Here is a 15,447-nt window from a genome sequence, read left to right as displayed (position 1 = left end):
GCCTGGTTCACGGACGACCCGAACGACGGTATTGCCGTTCACAGCCGTCCAGACCGCGTTGTTGTCCAGCTCCCACGAGGGTCTGGTGATGGCGCTGCCTTCGAGTACCGGAACGGACCCTTCGCCGTATGTCCCGAGCGACAAGTCGAATCTTGTGCCGGGATCCGGCCGAGCGGTGTCCGCGACGGCTGCCACCAACTTGCCGTCCCGTGAGAGAGCAGCCGCCGTGAGGTTGCCCGCATTGCCTGCGAAACCGGGCACCGGAGTCGCCTCTTGCTCGGTGACACTCACCAGTGAACCGTTGCGCAGTGCATGCAGTCCGACGGTTGCACTCGTGGTGGCCAGTGGGTTGGTGGATGCGACGTCGGCGGTGGTCCAGCCGTCGGCATGAGCCGCGTCCAGCGGTTCGCCGTCGATCTCCAGAACGTACGGCCCTGCCACATCGGCGTTGGCGAGCGTCCAAATGACCTGTGCTGCAAACAAACCGCGAGTAGCAGCATCCATCGGGTTGTCAAGGCGGAAGTTGATGCGCACACCACCGAGACCGACTCCGACCTGTCCCGGCTTACCGTCGGCCTTGGTGATCGGACCGATCACCGACACGCCATTGCCCAGTTCGTTTCGCACAGCCGGCGCCAGCGCTGCCTTCGGTCCGTCGATCATCAGACCGATCAGCTGAGCCGCCACCTGGTCCTGCCCGCCGGAGATCCAGCGAAGATCGGGGACGACCGTCTGGCTGGTGGGGTCGAGGAAGAACAACGACTTCCGCTGGTAAGCGCCGAGGAACTGCGGACGCTCCATGATCACGCCGGGAGGCAGATCACTGATCCGCCATTCGCCGTCGGTCAACGCCAGGGTCATCCTCGCTTCGAAGCTGCCCTCTTCGGGAACGTACAGTCCTCCCGGGTCGAGGCGACCGACCTTGTTCACACGAATCGTGTAGACGGCTTCGGTGCTGGTTCGAGAAACCGAGAGCACATCGACCTTGTCGACGATGACAGCACTTGCCGCGTCGTCCCAACGCGCCGAAGCGTCCTTGGTGAGGTACTGACGGGCTGCGGCGTGCCGGTTGGACGGATCGGTACTCGCCTTGACGAAGTCACGTACCAGCAGGTCCGGCTCTCGCCCCGATGCCGGTGATTCGACGGAGGTTCCGGGCACGGCTGTCGCCAGAGTTCCGATTGCCTGTGGCGACGAGGACTCCGGCAAACTCGCGCATGCACCGGTCAGCAACAGAACGCTCAGGGTTGTTGCGAGAAGTCCCAGACGACAGCGGGTTCCGATCATGATCGATCCCCACCGTTGGACTCGTTCCGTGAGTCAGTTTCGCGCGGAGTCGGCAAGGACGATGTGACCTCGCCGACGGTATCGGCGACGATGTCGGCTTCGCTCGGCGTGCGGACGAATTTGGTGGTCGTCGGCTTGAGTGGCAGCGGACTCGACACGACTTTCTTGCCACGGGTGCGCGAGAGCGTCAGCCGGAAGCAGGCGCCGACTCCCGGTTCGCCCCAGGCCTCGAGCTTGCCGTCGTGCAGATTCGCGTCCTCGACACTGATTGCGAGGCCGAGTCCGGTACCACCACTGCGGCGCACACGGGATGGGTCCGATCGCCAGAACCGGTTGAAGACCAACTTCTCCTCGCCCGGACGCAACCCGACGCCACTGTCGCGGACGATGAAGGCGAGGGCATTGTCGTCGGCGCGAAGGCGAAGCAGAATCGGCTTCCCCTCACCGTGGTCGATGGCGTTGGCAAGGAGATTTCGCAGAATGCGTTCGACGCGGCGCGGATCGACATCTGCCATGACCGGCTCGTCGGGCATGTCCACGATCAGTTCGGTGCCGGATTCGCGGGCGAGATGGCGAACCGTGGAAACGGCCGCTCGCGCACACATACGCACGTCGAGTTGTTCGGATGCAAGTTCCGCGACACCGGCGTCGTGGCGGGAGATCTCGAGGAGGTCCGCCAGAAGCCCCTCGAACCTGTCCAGTTCGGCGACAAGCAGTTCCGAAGACCGACGCAGCATCGGGTCGAGGTTCTCGCTGCCGTCGTAGATCAGGTCGGCGGCCATGCGGACCGTGGTCAGTGGTGTGCGGAGTTCATGGCTGACATCGGAGGTGAAGCGTTTCTGGAGGCTGCCGAACTCCTCCAGCTGGGTGATCTGTTTGGACAGACTCTCGGCCATCTCGTTGAAGGACATGGCCAGGCGCGCCATGTCGTCCTCGCCGCGGACCGGCATTCGTTCCTTGAGTCGGCCGTCTGCGAAACGCACCGCGATTCGCGAGGCCGATCGGATGGGAAGCACGACCTGTCTGGCAACCAACAGCGAAATCGCCGCCAAGAGCACCAGCAACACGGCTCCACCGATCAGCAGGGTGCTTCGAACAAGCGACAGACTTCAGTCTTCGCTGGCGAGCGGGAAGATCAGATACAGCTCGAGTCCCGATATCGACGACGCGGTGGGGCTACCGATGATCAGCGCCGGTCCGGAGTAACCGTTCGGGTTGGACACCGTCGCGAATTGGTAACTGATCTGGCCGCGTTTGACGAACTCGCGAAGGTTGTCGGGGATCTGATCGACCGGTCCCGAACTCGTCGGCTGGCGCGGCCCGTCCCCTGGCACGATGAGCACCGGGTCGAAGGTGCCGGCCGACCCGGAGGCCTGGCCCGAGGTCTGGTTTCGACGGCTCGTCAGTCCGGATGCAGCGCTTTCCAATTGAACGTTGAGCGCCGTCGAATCGTCGACGCCCGCGAGTTGGTCTTCGACGATGCCGCGGGCTCGGTCCATTTCCTCGGTCGCCGCGGTGATCTTCGTTTCCAACAGCCGATCGGTGATCTGGCTGGTCAGCACGACACCGAGAATGACGATGACGATCAAGGACAACGTCAAAGTCGAGACGACCACTCGCAATTGGAGCGAGCGTCGCCACGTGTGCGCGAGGGTGTTGCTCATCGAGTGACACCACCGCAGAAATGGCGTCAGCCGTCGGTTGAGACGACGACGCCACCTGGAAACTCCGCTCACGGCGGTCCGGCCTTGTAGCCGACCCCCCTGACCGTCAGAACCACTTCGGGATTCTCGGGATCAGTTTCGACCTTGGCGCGCAAACGCTGAACGTGCACATTCACCAGGCGGGTGTCGGCGGCGTGGCGGTATCCCCACACCTGCTCGAGGAGGACTTCACGGGTGAACACCTGGCGCGGCTTGCGCGCCAATGCGACCAGCAGGTCGAATTCGAGTGGTGTGAGCGAGATCTGCTCGCTGCCGCGGCTGACCTTGTGTGCCGGAACGTCGATCACGATGTCGGCGATGCTCAGCAGCTCGGCCGGCTCCTCTTCCGTGCGGCGCAGGCGAGCACGCACCCGCGCCACCAGCTCCTTCGGCTTGAACGGCTTCATGATGTAGTCGTCCGCACCGGATTCGAGGCCGAGCACGACGTCGACGGTGTCGGTCTTGGCCGTCAACATCACGATGGGCACGCCGGAATCCGCACGCAGAACTCGGCATACGTCGATCCCGTTCATTCCGGGAAGCATGAGATCGAGCAGGACGAGGTCGGGCCGGGTCTCACGCACTGCCGCGAGCGCCAGGGTTCCGTCGCCTACCACGTAGGGATCGAAACCCTCACCACGCAGCACGATCGTGAGCATCTCGGCGAGTGCCGTGTCGTCGTCGACAACCAGAATCCTTGGTTTCATATCCCTATCGTTGCATCTCGGAGCGATGAATCAGACCGTTACGAGGCCGTGCGGCGTGCCGCGTCTTTCCCTCTACTGTGCCGGAAAGTTCGAATCCCGGCCGCAAGGGTGACCGATCACGCGAAATCCGCGAGCCTGCGCGCCAGTTCGCCCGGGTCCGTCTCCGGCCCCACGATCCACCAGGGCGAGACCCAGTCCGTCGCTGCCAACTGCTTGTAAAGCTCACCGGTTCTGGCCTGCAGGCCGCCGTCGCGCTCGTAGGCGTCGAGCTGACGCGACGCGTCCTCGGCCTCACGCGAGCGGGCACGCTGCTCGGCCAGAGCTACCGGCACGTCGAGGTACAACTGTAGATCGGGAGCGGGAAGAGCGAGTCGACCCAACTCCAATTCACGGACCCAGGCGACCATCTCGCCGTCCACGCCCTGATGCGCGCGCGCCGCGTTGTAGGCGGCGTTGGACGCCACGTAGCGGTCGAGGAGAACAATGTCGTTGGCGGACAACAGGTCCGAGATCCGATCCGCCGCACCCGCGCGGTCCAGGGCGAACAGGACTGCCATCGCGTTCACGGATTCAGCCAGGTCTCCGTGCGATCCTTTGAGTGCCTCGGCAGCAAGATCCGCGTGGATCGACTTCCCGTACCGCGGAAAATCCAGAGTCGCGATCGACGTGCCGCCGCGGCGGAGTTCGCTCTCCACTTTGCCGATCAACGTTCGCTTTCCAGCGCCGTCGAGGCCTTCCAATGCCACCAGTGTTCCCACGGCGGACAAGCCTATCCCCCGGCCTGCTTGCGCAGACCGGGGGACGGCGGACGCTACATCCTCAGCGACGAATCACCGGGTCAGTAGCGGTAGTGCTCGGGCTTGTACGGGCCTTCGACGTCGACGCCGATGTACTCTGCCTGATCCTTCGTGAGCTTGGTCAGCGTGCCACCGAGTGCCTCGACGTGGATCTTGGCGACCTTCTCGTCGAGGTGCTTCGGGAGGCGGTAGACCTCGTTGTCGTACTCGTCCGGCTTCGTCCACAGTTCGATCTGCGCGATGACCTGGTTGGAGAAGCTGTTGCTCATCACGAACGACGGGTGGCCCGTCGCGTTGCCGAGGTTGAGCAGGCGGCCTTCGGACAGCACGATGATCGAGTGGCCGTCGGCGAACGTGAACTCGTCGACCTGCGGCTTGATGTTGATCCGCGTGACGTCGCCGGACTTCTCGAGGCCGGCCATGTCGATCTCGTTGTCGAAGTGACCGATGTTGCCCAGGATGGCCTGATGCTTCATGGCCTTCATGTGCTCGAACGTGATGATGTCCTTGTTACCGGTGGACGTGATCACGATGTCGGCCCAGCCGATGGCCTGCTCGACTGTCTTGACCTCGAAGCCGTCCATGAGCGCCTGCAGGGCGTTGATGGGGTCGACCTCGGTGACCGCGACGCGAGCGCCCTGGCCGCGAAGTGCCTCGGCACAACCCTTGCCGACGTCTCCGTAACCGCAGACCAGCGCAGCCTTGCCGCCGATCAGAACGTCGGTGCCGCGGTTGATGCCGTCGAGCAGCGAGTGGCGCGTGCCGTACTTGTTGTCGAACTTGCTCTTGGTGACCGAGTCGTTGACGTTGATAGCGGGGAACGTGAGTTCACCGGCAGCGGCAACCTGGTACAGGCGCAGAACGCCCGTGGTGGTCTCCTCGGTGACGCCCTGGACGGACTCGGCGATTGCCGTCCACTTGCCCTTGTCGGACTCGAGGGACTGACGCAGAAGTGCAAGGAAGACCTTGTACTCGTCGGAATCCTGGTCGTCGTCCGTCGGCGGGACGACGCCGGCCTTCTCGAACTGTGCGCCCTTGAGCACCAGCATGGTGGCGTCGCCGCCATCGTCGAGAATCATGTTGGCAGGCTCACCCGGCCAGGTCAGCATCTGCTCGGCTGCCCACCAGTACTCTTCGAGGGTTTCACCCTTCCAGGCGAAAACCGGAACGCCCTTGGGCTCTTCCGGGGTGCCGTGCGGACCGACGACGATGGCGGCGGCAGCGTGATCCTGCGTGGAGAAGATGTTGCATGAAGCCCAGCGGACCTCGGCGCCGAGCGCGGTCAGCGTCTCGATCAGCACCGCGGTCTGAATGGTCATGTGCAGCGAGCCGGAAACGCGAGCGCCCTTGAGCGGCAACACCTCTGCGTATTCGCGACGAAGCGCCATGAGGCCGGGCATCTCGTGCTCTGCCAGACGGATTTCCTTGCGACCGAACTCCGCGAGCGAAAGATCTGCAACTTTGAAGTCGATGCCGTTACGGCTCTCGGCCACGGGCGTTGTTGAAACTGAGGTCGTCATCTGCCTCTCCTGGTTGACGTGCATACTCTGCACAAGCCTATCGGTGTACCAGGCTATCGGTTAGACGCCCTCTCCCGCCCGCCCCTCTACTGCGCGGCCCTCGCGCGCCACGTCGATGAACGGCCCGAGCAGTATGCCCAGATCCTCCGCCACCGAAGCCTCGGACTCCGGCGGCATCGAAATGTAGCTCAGCCCGAGACGCGCAATCGCCCTGGCCAGAATTCCGGCGTCGGCGGGTGACGCCTGAATCCACCCTCGCTGGAAACTCTCCGCAAGCCGCGACGACGCGCGCTCGATGATGACCGCACTGTCGGTGGTGATCAGGCGAAGCAGGTCCGGCTTGGCCTCACCGGTGAGCAGAGAGATCACCAACGGGTCGGTTGCACTGGAGGCGAAAAACGATCCGAAACCCGCCGTCAACGCCTCGACTGCACGTCCGTCGTTCGCCACCATGGCCTCGTCCACCGCGTCGACGAAGCCGTCAGCAAGGCGAAGCGCGTACGCCTCGGCAAGCCCTTGCCTCGAGCCGAACTCGTTGTAGAGCGTCTGACGACTCACACCGGCATGCTTGGCCAGAACCGTCAGCGTCACCTCGGACCAGTCGCGCTCGGTCAACAACTCACGCATCGAATCGAGCACCGACGTACGCAGCAGCAGGCGCGACGCTTCTTTCTGCGGCAGACGAGTGGGCGTCGAAGTCATGGTGACGACACTACCGCCGCACCTAGGTCCGTTCGACGCCGACGCATCTCACCGTCGTTCGACCTCAACCATGAAGAAGTCGCTCTTCGCCGCCCCGCAGTCCGGGCAACTCCAGTCTTCGGGAATGTCGTCCCAGCGAGTGCCCGGTTCGATACCGTCCTCCGGCCAGCCGACTGCCTCGTCGTACTCGAAGCCGCATTGCGCGCACTGATACAGCTTGTAGTCGTTCATGATTCACTCCCCGCCGTTGCCGGCATCGGCTCGAAGTCCAGCTTTTCCCTCACGCCGCAGTCCGGACAGCACCAGTCGTCCGGCACGGCATCCCACGGCGTGCCCGCCGGAAACCCTTCTCGTGGTGCACCCTTCGATTCGTCGTAGACGTATTCACAGACCGGGCATCGATAGCTGCTCATCACGCTGCTCCGTACCGAGCAAGGATGCGATCACGCTTGGACGGCTGAACGTTGACGCGGGTGATGTCGCCGCCGTAGTGCGCAAGGACTTTGGGATCCATCACTTTTCGCCACAGCGGTGGAACGTAGGCGAGGATGATCATGCTCGCGTACCCACTGGGCAGGTTGGGCGCACCGTCCATGCTTCGAAGCGTCTGATAACGACGCGTCGGGTTCGCGTGATGATCGCTGTGACGCTGGAGGTGATACAGGAAGATGTTGGTGCAGATGTGATCACTGTTCCAACTGTGCTCCGGTGCTGCACGCTCGTACCGCCCGCTGTCCAGACGACGACGCTTCAGTCCGTAATGTTCGAGGTAGTTGACGGTTTCGAGCAGACAGAATCCGAACACGGCCTGCAGCACCAGGAACGGCAGTACCGAGAGGCCGAAGACGGCGACGAGGACACCGAACAGTACGACGGACATCAACCACGAATGCAGGACGTCGTTGCGAATTGTCCACGGCTTCTTACCCAGTCGATCGAGTCTGGCCTTTTCCAGGGACCACGACGAGCGCAGAGATCCCCACACACTGCGCGGCAGGAAGGTCCAGAAGCTCTCACCGAAGCGAGACGACGCCGGATCCTCGGGCGTGGCGACGCGCACGTGGTGTCCACGATTGTGCTCGATGTAGAAGTGGCCGTAAAACGACTGCGCCAGAGTGATCTTCGACAACCAGCGTTCGAGATCGTCCTTCTTGTGACCGAGCTCGTGTGCGGTGTTGATCCCGATTCCTGCGACACAACCGATACTGATCGCCAGACCGATCTTGGAGATCAGCCCAAGTCCCCCGTCGATTCCGAGCCAGGACAGATCGGTCGCCGACCAGAGGTAGCAGGCCAGGACCAGGCTGACCAACTGGAACGGTATGTAGATGTAGGTGCAATACCGGTAGTACTTGTCGTTCTCGAGGCGCTCCATCACTTCGTCCGGCGGATTCTCGCCGTCCGGGCCGAAGAAGATGTCGAGGATCGGGAGCAGGATGTAGACGAGAAGCGGCCCGATCCACCACCACACCGGCGAGACCGCATTCCATCCGAGACTGTTGAACAACGCGACCAATCCGACGGCGATGAAGACCGCCGTCGGCGGCACGAGGCCGAGCAGCCAGAGGTATCTCTTCTTGTCACGCCACTGCTCGGGCGGGAGCGTCTGGCCGGATTGCGAGTCCACGTGCGTCGACACGGTCTACCTCCTCGATTCGGACCGACCCGAAAACTGTGAGTCAGTTCACTATGAGTTAGACAGTACTACTGATTTTGTACAAGTGATAGACAAATCATAAACTTTGTACATCTACTCGATTTCGCCGCGTTCACGCTTCCCGATCATCGAATGCTGCCTGCTGTAGGCAAAATAGATGACAACGCCGAGGGCCATCCAGACCACGAACCTCATCCAGGTCTCCACCGACAGGTTGAACATCAGCCACAGACACGCGAGGACGGCCAGAATCGGGACCAGCGGGACCAGCGGCACCCTGAATCCGCGAGGTAGGTCGGGACGCGTCCGACGGAGCACGAGAACCCCGATCGAGACGAGAACAAAAGCGAACAGTGTGCCGATGTTGACCATTTCCTCGAGGGTGCCGATCGGAAAAACGCCGGCGAGCACCGCGACCACGACGCCGACCAAGATCGTGATCCGCACAGGGGTTCCGTGCTTGCCGGTCGGTGCCAGGCGTCGTGGCATCAGACCGTCGCGTGCCATCGCGAAGAGCACCCTGGTCTGCCCGAGCATCAGCACCATCACCACTGTCGTGAGACCGGCCAAAGCGCCGAACGAGATGACGTTTTTCGCCCACGTGATGTCGTGGAAAGCGAATGCCGTTGCCAGGTTGGAGGTATCGCCCTCGAGCTCGGTGTATTTCACCATCCCCGTCAGCACCAGTGTCACCGCCACGTACAGAACCGTGACGATCAGGAGAGAACCCAGGATGCCGCGTGGCAGCGCCTTCTGCGGCTCCTTCGCCTCCTCCGCCGTCGTGGCGACGACGTCGAAGCCGATGAACGCGAAGAACACCAGACTGGCTGCCGCGAGCAATCCGTACCACCCGAACGTGCTGCCACCGGCCCCGGTCACGTACGAGAACAACGACTGGTGGATGCCCTCTCCCGTCGAGCCCGGCTCCGACGGCGGAATGTACGGCGAGTAGTTGTCGGTGTCGATGTAGAACAGACCGACGATGATCACCAGCAACACCACCGCGACCTTGATCGCCGTGATCACCAGTGACACCCTCGACGAGAGTTTTGTGCCGGTCGCGAGCAGGATCGTGATGACAGCGATCACCAGCACCGCACCCCAGTCGAAGGATATCGGCCCCAACTCGACGATCGGGCTGCGTGAGCCCATCACTTCGCCGAGGTACAGCGACCAGCCTTTGGCGACCACCGAAGACGCCAAGGCGAATTCGAGGATGAGATCCCAGCCGATGATCCAGGCGACGAATTCGCCGAACGTCGCGTACGAGAACGTGTACGCGCTACCGGCAACCGGGACCGTCGACGCGAATTCGGCGTAACACAGCGCTGCCAGTCCGCAGGCGATGGCGGCAATGACGAACGCGAGCGAGACCGACGGCCCGGCGACATTTCCCGCCGTCCGAGCCGTGAGTGTGAAGATGCCCGCACCGATGACGACTGCGACACCGAACACCGTGAGATCCCACGAGTTCAGTTCTTTCCGGAGTTTGGTTTCCGGCTCGTCGGTGTCCTTGATGGACTGCTCGATCGATTTGGTTCGAAACAGCTTCGACCGTCCAGATCCGGCCTGCTCGTCCTTGACAGCCATTGCCGCCTCCTTGCTGGGGACCAGCAGGTCCCACCATGGGCAAGTAGAGAGATGGCATCAGCCTAAGCCCGCAGGCGCAGCTTTGTTCAGGGTTTGTCGGGAGCCTGTAGATCTGTTTCAGGGCGATCTCCTGCGCTGAGACGATCCAGGTCCGGCTCGAGGTAGATCACCCGCGCCGCAGGCACTGCAGCGCGCACGCGAGACTCGGCCTCGTCGATCGCCGTCGCCACGTCCGAGATCGTCGATCCGATCGGCACCGCAACCTTGGCAGCAACAAGGATCTCCTCGGGACCGAGGTACTGCGTCTTGCAATGAATGACGCGTTCGATACGAGTTCCGTCGACCAGGGCGTTGAGGATCAGTTCGGTCTCCACCGCCGTTGCGCCCTCACCGATCAGCAGCGACTGCATTTCGATGATCAGAATGATCGCGATGATGCCGAGCAGGACACCGATGCACAGAGTTCCGATGCCGTCGAAGACCGGATTTCCGGTCACCATCGTGAGGCCGACGCCGCCGAGTGCAAGGACGAGACCGATCAATGCGCCGGTGTCCTCGAGCAGCACAACCGGGAGTTCCGGGCTACGAGAGGTTCGGATGAAGTTCCACCACGACGCATTTCCCTTGAGCGGTCGTGATTCCTTCGCTGCGGTCCGGAAGCTGTAGCCCTCCAGACAAATCGCTATGACAAGAATCGCGATTGCCACGAAAGCCGAATTGAGTTCTTCCGGATGTTGAATCTTGTGAATACCCTCGTAAATCGCGAACAGCGAACCGAGGGTGAAGAGCACCAGTGCAACGACGAACGAATAGAAGTATCGGTTGCGCCCGTAGCCGAACGGGTGCAGTTGATCCGCGTCACGTTCTGCCTTCTTCTGCCCCAGGAGCAGCAAACCCTGATTGGACGTGTCGGCCACCGAGTGCACCGATTCGGCGAGCATCGACGACGATCCGGTGATCAAGAATCCGGCGAACTTGGCTACGGCAATTCCGGCATTGGCTCCGAGGGCCGCCAGAATTGCCTTCTTGCCACCATGAGCCGACACAATGTCTCCTAGTTTCCGACTACGGCACTGAAAACCTGCGCAGTCGGGGTCCGTGTGCTCAGGTGTATCGCGGGCTCGTCGGCAGCGATCCACGCCGCTCGGCCTCGATCGAGGTCGAGAGTGTCAGTGCCGCACGTCGCAGTGACCGCGCCGTCGGTGCAGATCAGAATCCGCGGGCCTGAAGCGTCGACGACGATGTCCGTGGAATTCGCGTCGAACTCCAGACGCGTCAAACGAAATTCGGGCGCCGGCGTGACGTACTCGTATCTACCTGATCCTGACTGACCTGATCCAGATGACGGGGCCGGATCGAGCACTTCGATATCGGCCCCGACGAAGTCCAGAACCCTCAGCAATTCGGGCACGTCGACGTGCTTCGGTGTCAGCCCACCGCGCAGCACGTTGTCGGAGTTGGCCATGATCTCGACCGCGAGTCCATGGAGATACGCGTGGAGATTGCCGGCAGCGAGAAACAGTCCTTGGCCGGGCTCGAGGGTGACGCGGTTGAGCAGCAGTGCCGCCAGAACACCGGCGTCGCCGGGGTACGCCTCGCTCAATTCCAGCGCGGTGCGGATCTCGGTCACGAATTCGGCGTCGTGGTGTGCGACGTAGGTGATGCACCCGGCAAGTACGGCAGGGAGCAAGGTCCCGAGCACCGTAGACGGCAGCGTGATCCATGTCGTGAACAACGCCCGCAGTCCGTCGGAATCGGGTTGCCCTTCGAGCAGACCGATGTACGGCTCCAACTCGTCGACGGCCAGAGCGCGCAGCAGTTTGACAGTCCGCGTCGGCTCGCGGAATCCGGCAAGCGCTTCGAATCTGCTCAGTGCGACAACGAGTTCGGGCTTGTGGCTGCCGTCCTTGTAGTTGCGAATCGGCGATTCCATGGGAACGCCGAGTGCGTTCTCACGACGAAAACCCTCGTCGGCTTGAACGGCGCTGGGGTGCGCTTGAAGTGACAGCGGTTCTTCCGCCGCAAGCAGCTTGAGCAGGAATGGGAGTCGCTCACCGAATGCCTCGAGGTTCTCACGGCCGAGTTCGCGTTCGGGTTCGCGGTGCAGGACCTCGAGCAACGACTCGCTTCCGGATTCGGTGATCACGCGCGCCGGGTCACCCGGGTGCGCGCCCAACCACAATTCCGCTTCGGGATGATTCGACGGAGTCGAAAGACCGCGTAGTTCGGCAATTGCCGTTCGCGAGCCCCACGCGTAAGAACGAAGTGCACCTTCGAGTTCACGCACTTACTTCGCACCGCCCGTCAACTGCACGTACGCCGCGGCCATGTCTACTCGAGACGCCAACACGAATACCTGCTCCATCTCCGATATGACCACGTTGGTCTGGTCTTCGTCTGCCGCGACCACCAGGTCGGCGTCGGCCAGTGCGTCCATCCGGCGCCTCGCCTCCCCGCGCGTGGATTCGGTCGCGAAGACGAACGCCCGCGCCGGCGGGGTCGGCAGCGCGCCGTCGAGTTGCGGATCGTGAAAGAAGGGGTCGTGGAACACCGAATCACGTGAAGCTGCGTCCGGCGCGAACAGTGCCCGCGCCGAACGAATCACCTCGGACATCTCGGCGGCAGCGGCGTTCAGGCCGGAGCTCATCAGCGCAACGCTCGAGAACTCTGCGAGTGCTGTTGTCACGGAACCACTTCCACACAGAACGACTCGCCGGCCGCTCATCCTGGTGGCCAACGACTTGGCCGGGTTGTGGAATACCTCGTTGGCCGGTCCGTCCCGCAGCGCCTCCGCATCAACTGCGTCGGCGATTCGACCGAGCACCGCCGAACGGTCCTCGATCGATCCCTTGCCCTCGATTTCGGCGGCAACCGCGAGGAAGACGGCGAGGAACCGCGTCATCGTGTGCCGGGGCGAGGCGTAGAGCCGCGGTGGCAAGGGCATGGTGCGCCCGGCCGCCACGGCTCGCATGGGCCCCTCGTCGGGAACGGCGACAACAACCTCGGCGCCGCGGCGTACGGCACTGTCAACGGATTCGACGAGGCGTGGATCACCGGCATCGTCACCGGCGACGACGATCACGTCCAATGGCCCGGCCCACGACGGCGTCCGGTCGAGAACGAGGAGCGGGCAACCGACCGAATCTCCGACGAGAGCAAGCGCGATCCTGGCTCCGTGCCGGGCGCCACCCGCGCCGGCGATCAGTACGACGCTGCGCGGACGCAGACCGGCCAATCGGGAGATCACACCCTCACCGACGGCCGACGCGGTGGCCCGAATCTGTGCGCCGCCCATGGCTACAGACCGCAGTAGCCCTTCCGAATCGGCAGCTGACAAACCCTCGCTGTCGTCGAGGTCGAGAAGCGGCATCGGCGCTGTCATCTCACCGCACCCCCTTCTCCGTTAGCAGTTCCCGCACCATCCAGCATTCCAGCTCCACGCGGTCCGTGGTGGCAAAGCCCTCGTTCCCGAGGCCGTCGTTCCTGAGATAGTCCCCCAACTATCCCAGGGCTTCGGCTCACCGACAAACCGATCAGACTCGGATTCAAGCCCGGACGATCGCCAGAATTTCGTTCACCAATGCGTCGACATCGGCGGACGTGGGTGCTTCGACGTTGAGTCGCAGCAGTGGTTCGGTGTTGGACGCGCGCAAGTTGAACCAGGCATTTCCCTCGAGACTGACCGTGACACCGTCGAGGCGATCCACCGACTCGGTGCGGTCGGCAAATGCCGCCAGTACAGCGGCCGTACGATCTGCCGCGTCAGCCACGGTGGAGTTGATCTCGCCCGAGGCCGCGTAGCGGGTGTACTCCGCCATCAACTCGGAGAGCGGACGATCCTGCTCGCCCAGTGCGGCGAGTACGTGCAGCGCCGCGAGCATGCCGGAGTCGGCGCCCCAGAAGTCGCGGAAGTAGTAGTGAGCGGAGTGCTCGCCGCCGAACACCGCACCGGTCTCGGCCATCTCCTGCTTGATGAACGAGTGGCCGACTCGGGTACGAATAGCGACGCCGCCGAGTTCTTCGACCAGTTCGGGCACTGCCCGTGACGTGATCAGGTTGTGGATGATCGACGCGCCCGGTTCCTTCGCGAGTTCGCGCTTGGCGACAAGTGCCGTCACCGCGGACGGCGAGACCGGGTCGCCCTTCTCGTCTACGACGAAGCAACGGTCCGCGTCACCGTCGAACGCCAAGCCGATGTCCGCTCCGGTTTCGCGCACGTAGGCCTGCAGGTCGACGAGGTTGGCCGGATCGAGCGGATTGGCTTCGTGGTTGGGGAACGTGCCGTCGAGCTCGAAGTACAGCGGCAGGACGTCGAGGGGCATCGGCCCGAATACGGCCGGCGCGGTATGGCCGCCCATACCGTTGCCTGCATCGACTGCGACCTTCAGCGGGCGCAACGCAGCCAGGTCGACCAATCCGCGGAGGTAGCTCGCGTATTCCTCGAGGACGTCCTTGGTGCTGGCGGTGCCTGCCGGTCCGTCGTACGCGGGAACACCCGAGACGACCTCGGCGGAGATGACTGCGAGGCCGGTGTCCTGACCGACCGGCTTGGCGCCGGCCCGACACATCTTGATGCCGTTGTACTTGGCGGGATTGTGGCTCGCCGTGAACATCGCGCCCGGGCAGTTCAGCAAACCGGATGCAAAGTAGAGCTCGTCGGTCGACGCCAATCCGATGTAGACGACGTCGAGCCCTTGAGCAAGCACGCCGTCACCGAAAGCCGAAGACAGTGTGGGCGACGATGCGCGCATGTCGTAGCCGATCACAACCGTCGTGGCGGCGCCGGCCTCGTCGCGGACCAGGCGGGCGAACGACGCACCGACGTCGCGGACAAAATCTTCGTCGATCTGCTCACCGACCACACCGCGTACGTCGTACGCCTTGATGATTGCAGCAACCGACTCGGCTGTTCGCCCCACTGAAAACTCTCCTTGTGCATGCACCCTCACAGACGGGAACGTCCGGGCGCATGGCGTCCGGAGATTCGCAGTACTCGGGTGTGGAAGTACTCGGTCGAGCCTAGCGTCTACGGCGACGAATCTCGCGTCAGTTGGACGGGTCGGGCAGAACGCGTAGGTGTCCACGACGCCCTGTACGGGCAGTACTCGGAGCTGCGGGACGTATGTCCTCATCTGCATCGACGTTGGACTTGCTGCGATCTCCGAGACCGGCCTCACGTACAGCTTCAGCCAAAGCGGTCAGATCGTCTTCGTCGGGAGTACTCGACGCGAATCCGCCTTCGTGGCGGACGAGTTCCCACCCCTTGGGGGCGGTGATTCGAGAGCCGTGAGTGTCACACAAATCCCATGAATGGGGCTCGGCGACGGTTGCCAGCGGCCCGACAACCGCAGTGGAGTCCGAGTAGACATACGTAAGCGTCGCGACGGCGGGGTTCTTGCACCCGGGGCGGCAGCAGCGACGCAGAGATCTCACAGGTACGGAGCCTAGCCCTCCCCACGTCCGGAACCTACTCGGACACACCGA

The 15,447-nt window shown here is 63.1% G+C and carries 14 protein-coding genes and 1 pseudogene; all 15 read right to left on the bottom strand.

Annotated elements, in window-relative coordinates:
• On the bottom strand, nt 1-1,287 hold a 1,287-nt coding region (locus QM609_RS27680), incomplete at its 3' end, for an LpqB family beta-propeller domain-containing protein (RefSeq protein WP_283337624.1).
• Nucleotides 1,284-3,023 (bottom strand): annotated as a pseudogene (gene mtrB, locus QM609_RS27675) (MtrAB system histidine kinase MtrB). The gene QM609_RS27680 and the pseudogene mtrB, both read right to left, overlap by 4 nt.
• Entirely contained in the window at nt 3,020-3,697 is a 678-nt protein-coding gene (gene mtrA / locus QM609_RS27670; RefSeq protein WP_003941013.1) for an MtrAB system response regulator MtrA, read from the bottom strand. The pseudogene mtrB and the gene mtrA overlap by 4 nt, the downstream one beginning before the upstream one ends.
• A 116-nt stretch (nt 3,698-3,813) precedes the next feature.
• Entirely contained in the window at nt 3,814-4,455 is a 642-nt protein-coding gene (locus QM609_RS27665; protein WP_007731190.1) for a dTMP kinase, read from the bottom strand.
• Between the two features lie 80 nt (nt 4,456-4,535).
• The gene (gene ahcY / locus QM609_RS27660; RefSeq protein ID WP_003940766.1) at nt 4,536-6,014 is read right to left on the bottom strand and encodes an adenosylhomocysteinase; all 1,479 of its coding nucleotides are present in this window, start codon (nt 6,012-6,014) and stop codon (nt 4,536-4,538) included.
• A gap of 60 nt (nt 6,015-6,074) precedes the next feature.
• On the bottom strand, nt 6,075-6,716 hold the full coding sequence (locus tag QM609_RS27655; protein ID WP_003941024.1) for a TetR/AcrR family transcriptional regulator: 642 nt from the start codon (nt 6,714-6,716) through the stop codon (nt 6,075-6,077).
• Between the two features lie 48 nt (nt 6,717-6,764).
• On the bottom strand, nt 6,765-6,947 hold the full coding sequence (locus QM609_RS27650) for a rubredoxin (protein WP_003940894.1): 183 nt from the start codon (nt 6,945-6,947) through the stop codon (nt 6,765-6,767).
• Nucleotides 6,944-7,129: a rubredoxin gene (locus QM609_RS27645; protein WP_003940827.1), complete on the bottom strand. Its 186-nt coding sequence runs from the start codon at nt 7,127-7,129 to the stop codon at nt 6,944-6,946. The genes QM609_RS27650 and QM609_RS27645 overlap by 4 nt, the downstream gene beginning before the upstream one ends.
• Nucleotides 7,129-8,355 (bottom strand): alkane 1-monooxygenase, encoded by a 1,227-nt coding sequence (locus tag QM609_RS27640; protein ID WP_030535014.1) that lies wholly within the window; start codon nt 8,353-8,355, stop codon nt 7,129-7,131. Before QM609_RS27640 ends, QM609_RS27645 begins: the two co-directional genes overlap by 1 nt.
• A gap of 111 nt (nt 8,356-8,466) precedes the next feature.
• A complete protein-coding gene (locus QM609_RS27635; protein ID WP_030535015.1) occupies nt 8,467-9,963 on the bottom strand; it encodes an amino acid permease in 1,497 nt (498 codons plus the stop codon).
• Nucleotides 9,964-10,049: 86 nt separating this feature from the next.
• Nucleotides 10,050-11,009 carry a cation diffusion facilitator family transporter gene (locus QM609_RS27630; RefSeq protein ID WP_042450115.1) on the bottom strand — a complete coding sequence of 320 codons (960 nt, stop codon included), beginning with the start codon at nt 11,007-11,009 and terminating at the stop codon, nt 10,050-10,052.
• An 8-nt stretch (nt 11,010-11,017) separates the two neighbouring features.
• A complete protein-coding gene (gene manA, locus QM609_RS27625) occupies nt 11,018-12,250 on the bottom strand; it encodes a mannose-6-phosphate isomerase, class I (protein WP_042922158.1) in 1,233 nt (410 codons plus the stop codon).
• Nucleotides 12,251-13,345, bottom strand: a complete 1,095-nt coding sequence (locus tag QM609_RS27620) for a hypothetical protein (RefSeq protein WP_030535017.1) — start codon at nt 13,343-13,345, stop codon at nt 12,251-12,253.
• 163 nt (nt 13,346-13,508) lie between these two features.
• Nucleotides 13,509-14,882, bottom strand: a complete 1,374-nt coding sequence (locus tag QM609_RS27615) for a phosphomannomutase/phosphoglucomutase (protein WP_003941022.1) — start codon at nt 14,880-14,882, stop codon at nt 13,509-13,511.
• A 127-nt stretch (nt 14,883-15,009) separates the two neighbouring features.
• Entirely contained in the window at nt 15,010-15,396 is a 387-nt protein-coding gene (locus QM609_RS27610) for a DUF3499 domain-containing protein (protein WP_007731177.1), read from the bottom strand.
• Nucleotides 15,397-15,447: the final 51 nt, after the last annotated feature.

Origin of the sequence: Rhodococcus sp. IEGM 1302 (assembly GCF_030056935.1) — a bacterium.
GTDB lineage: Bacteria > Actinomycetota > Actinomycetes > Mycobacteriales > Mycobacteriaceae > Rhodococcus_F > Rhodococcus_F qingshengii.
Note: the sequence above shows the minus strand (reverse complement) of the source record. Positions and strands in the feature narration are given on the sequence as shown.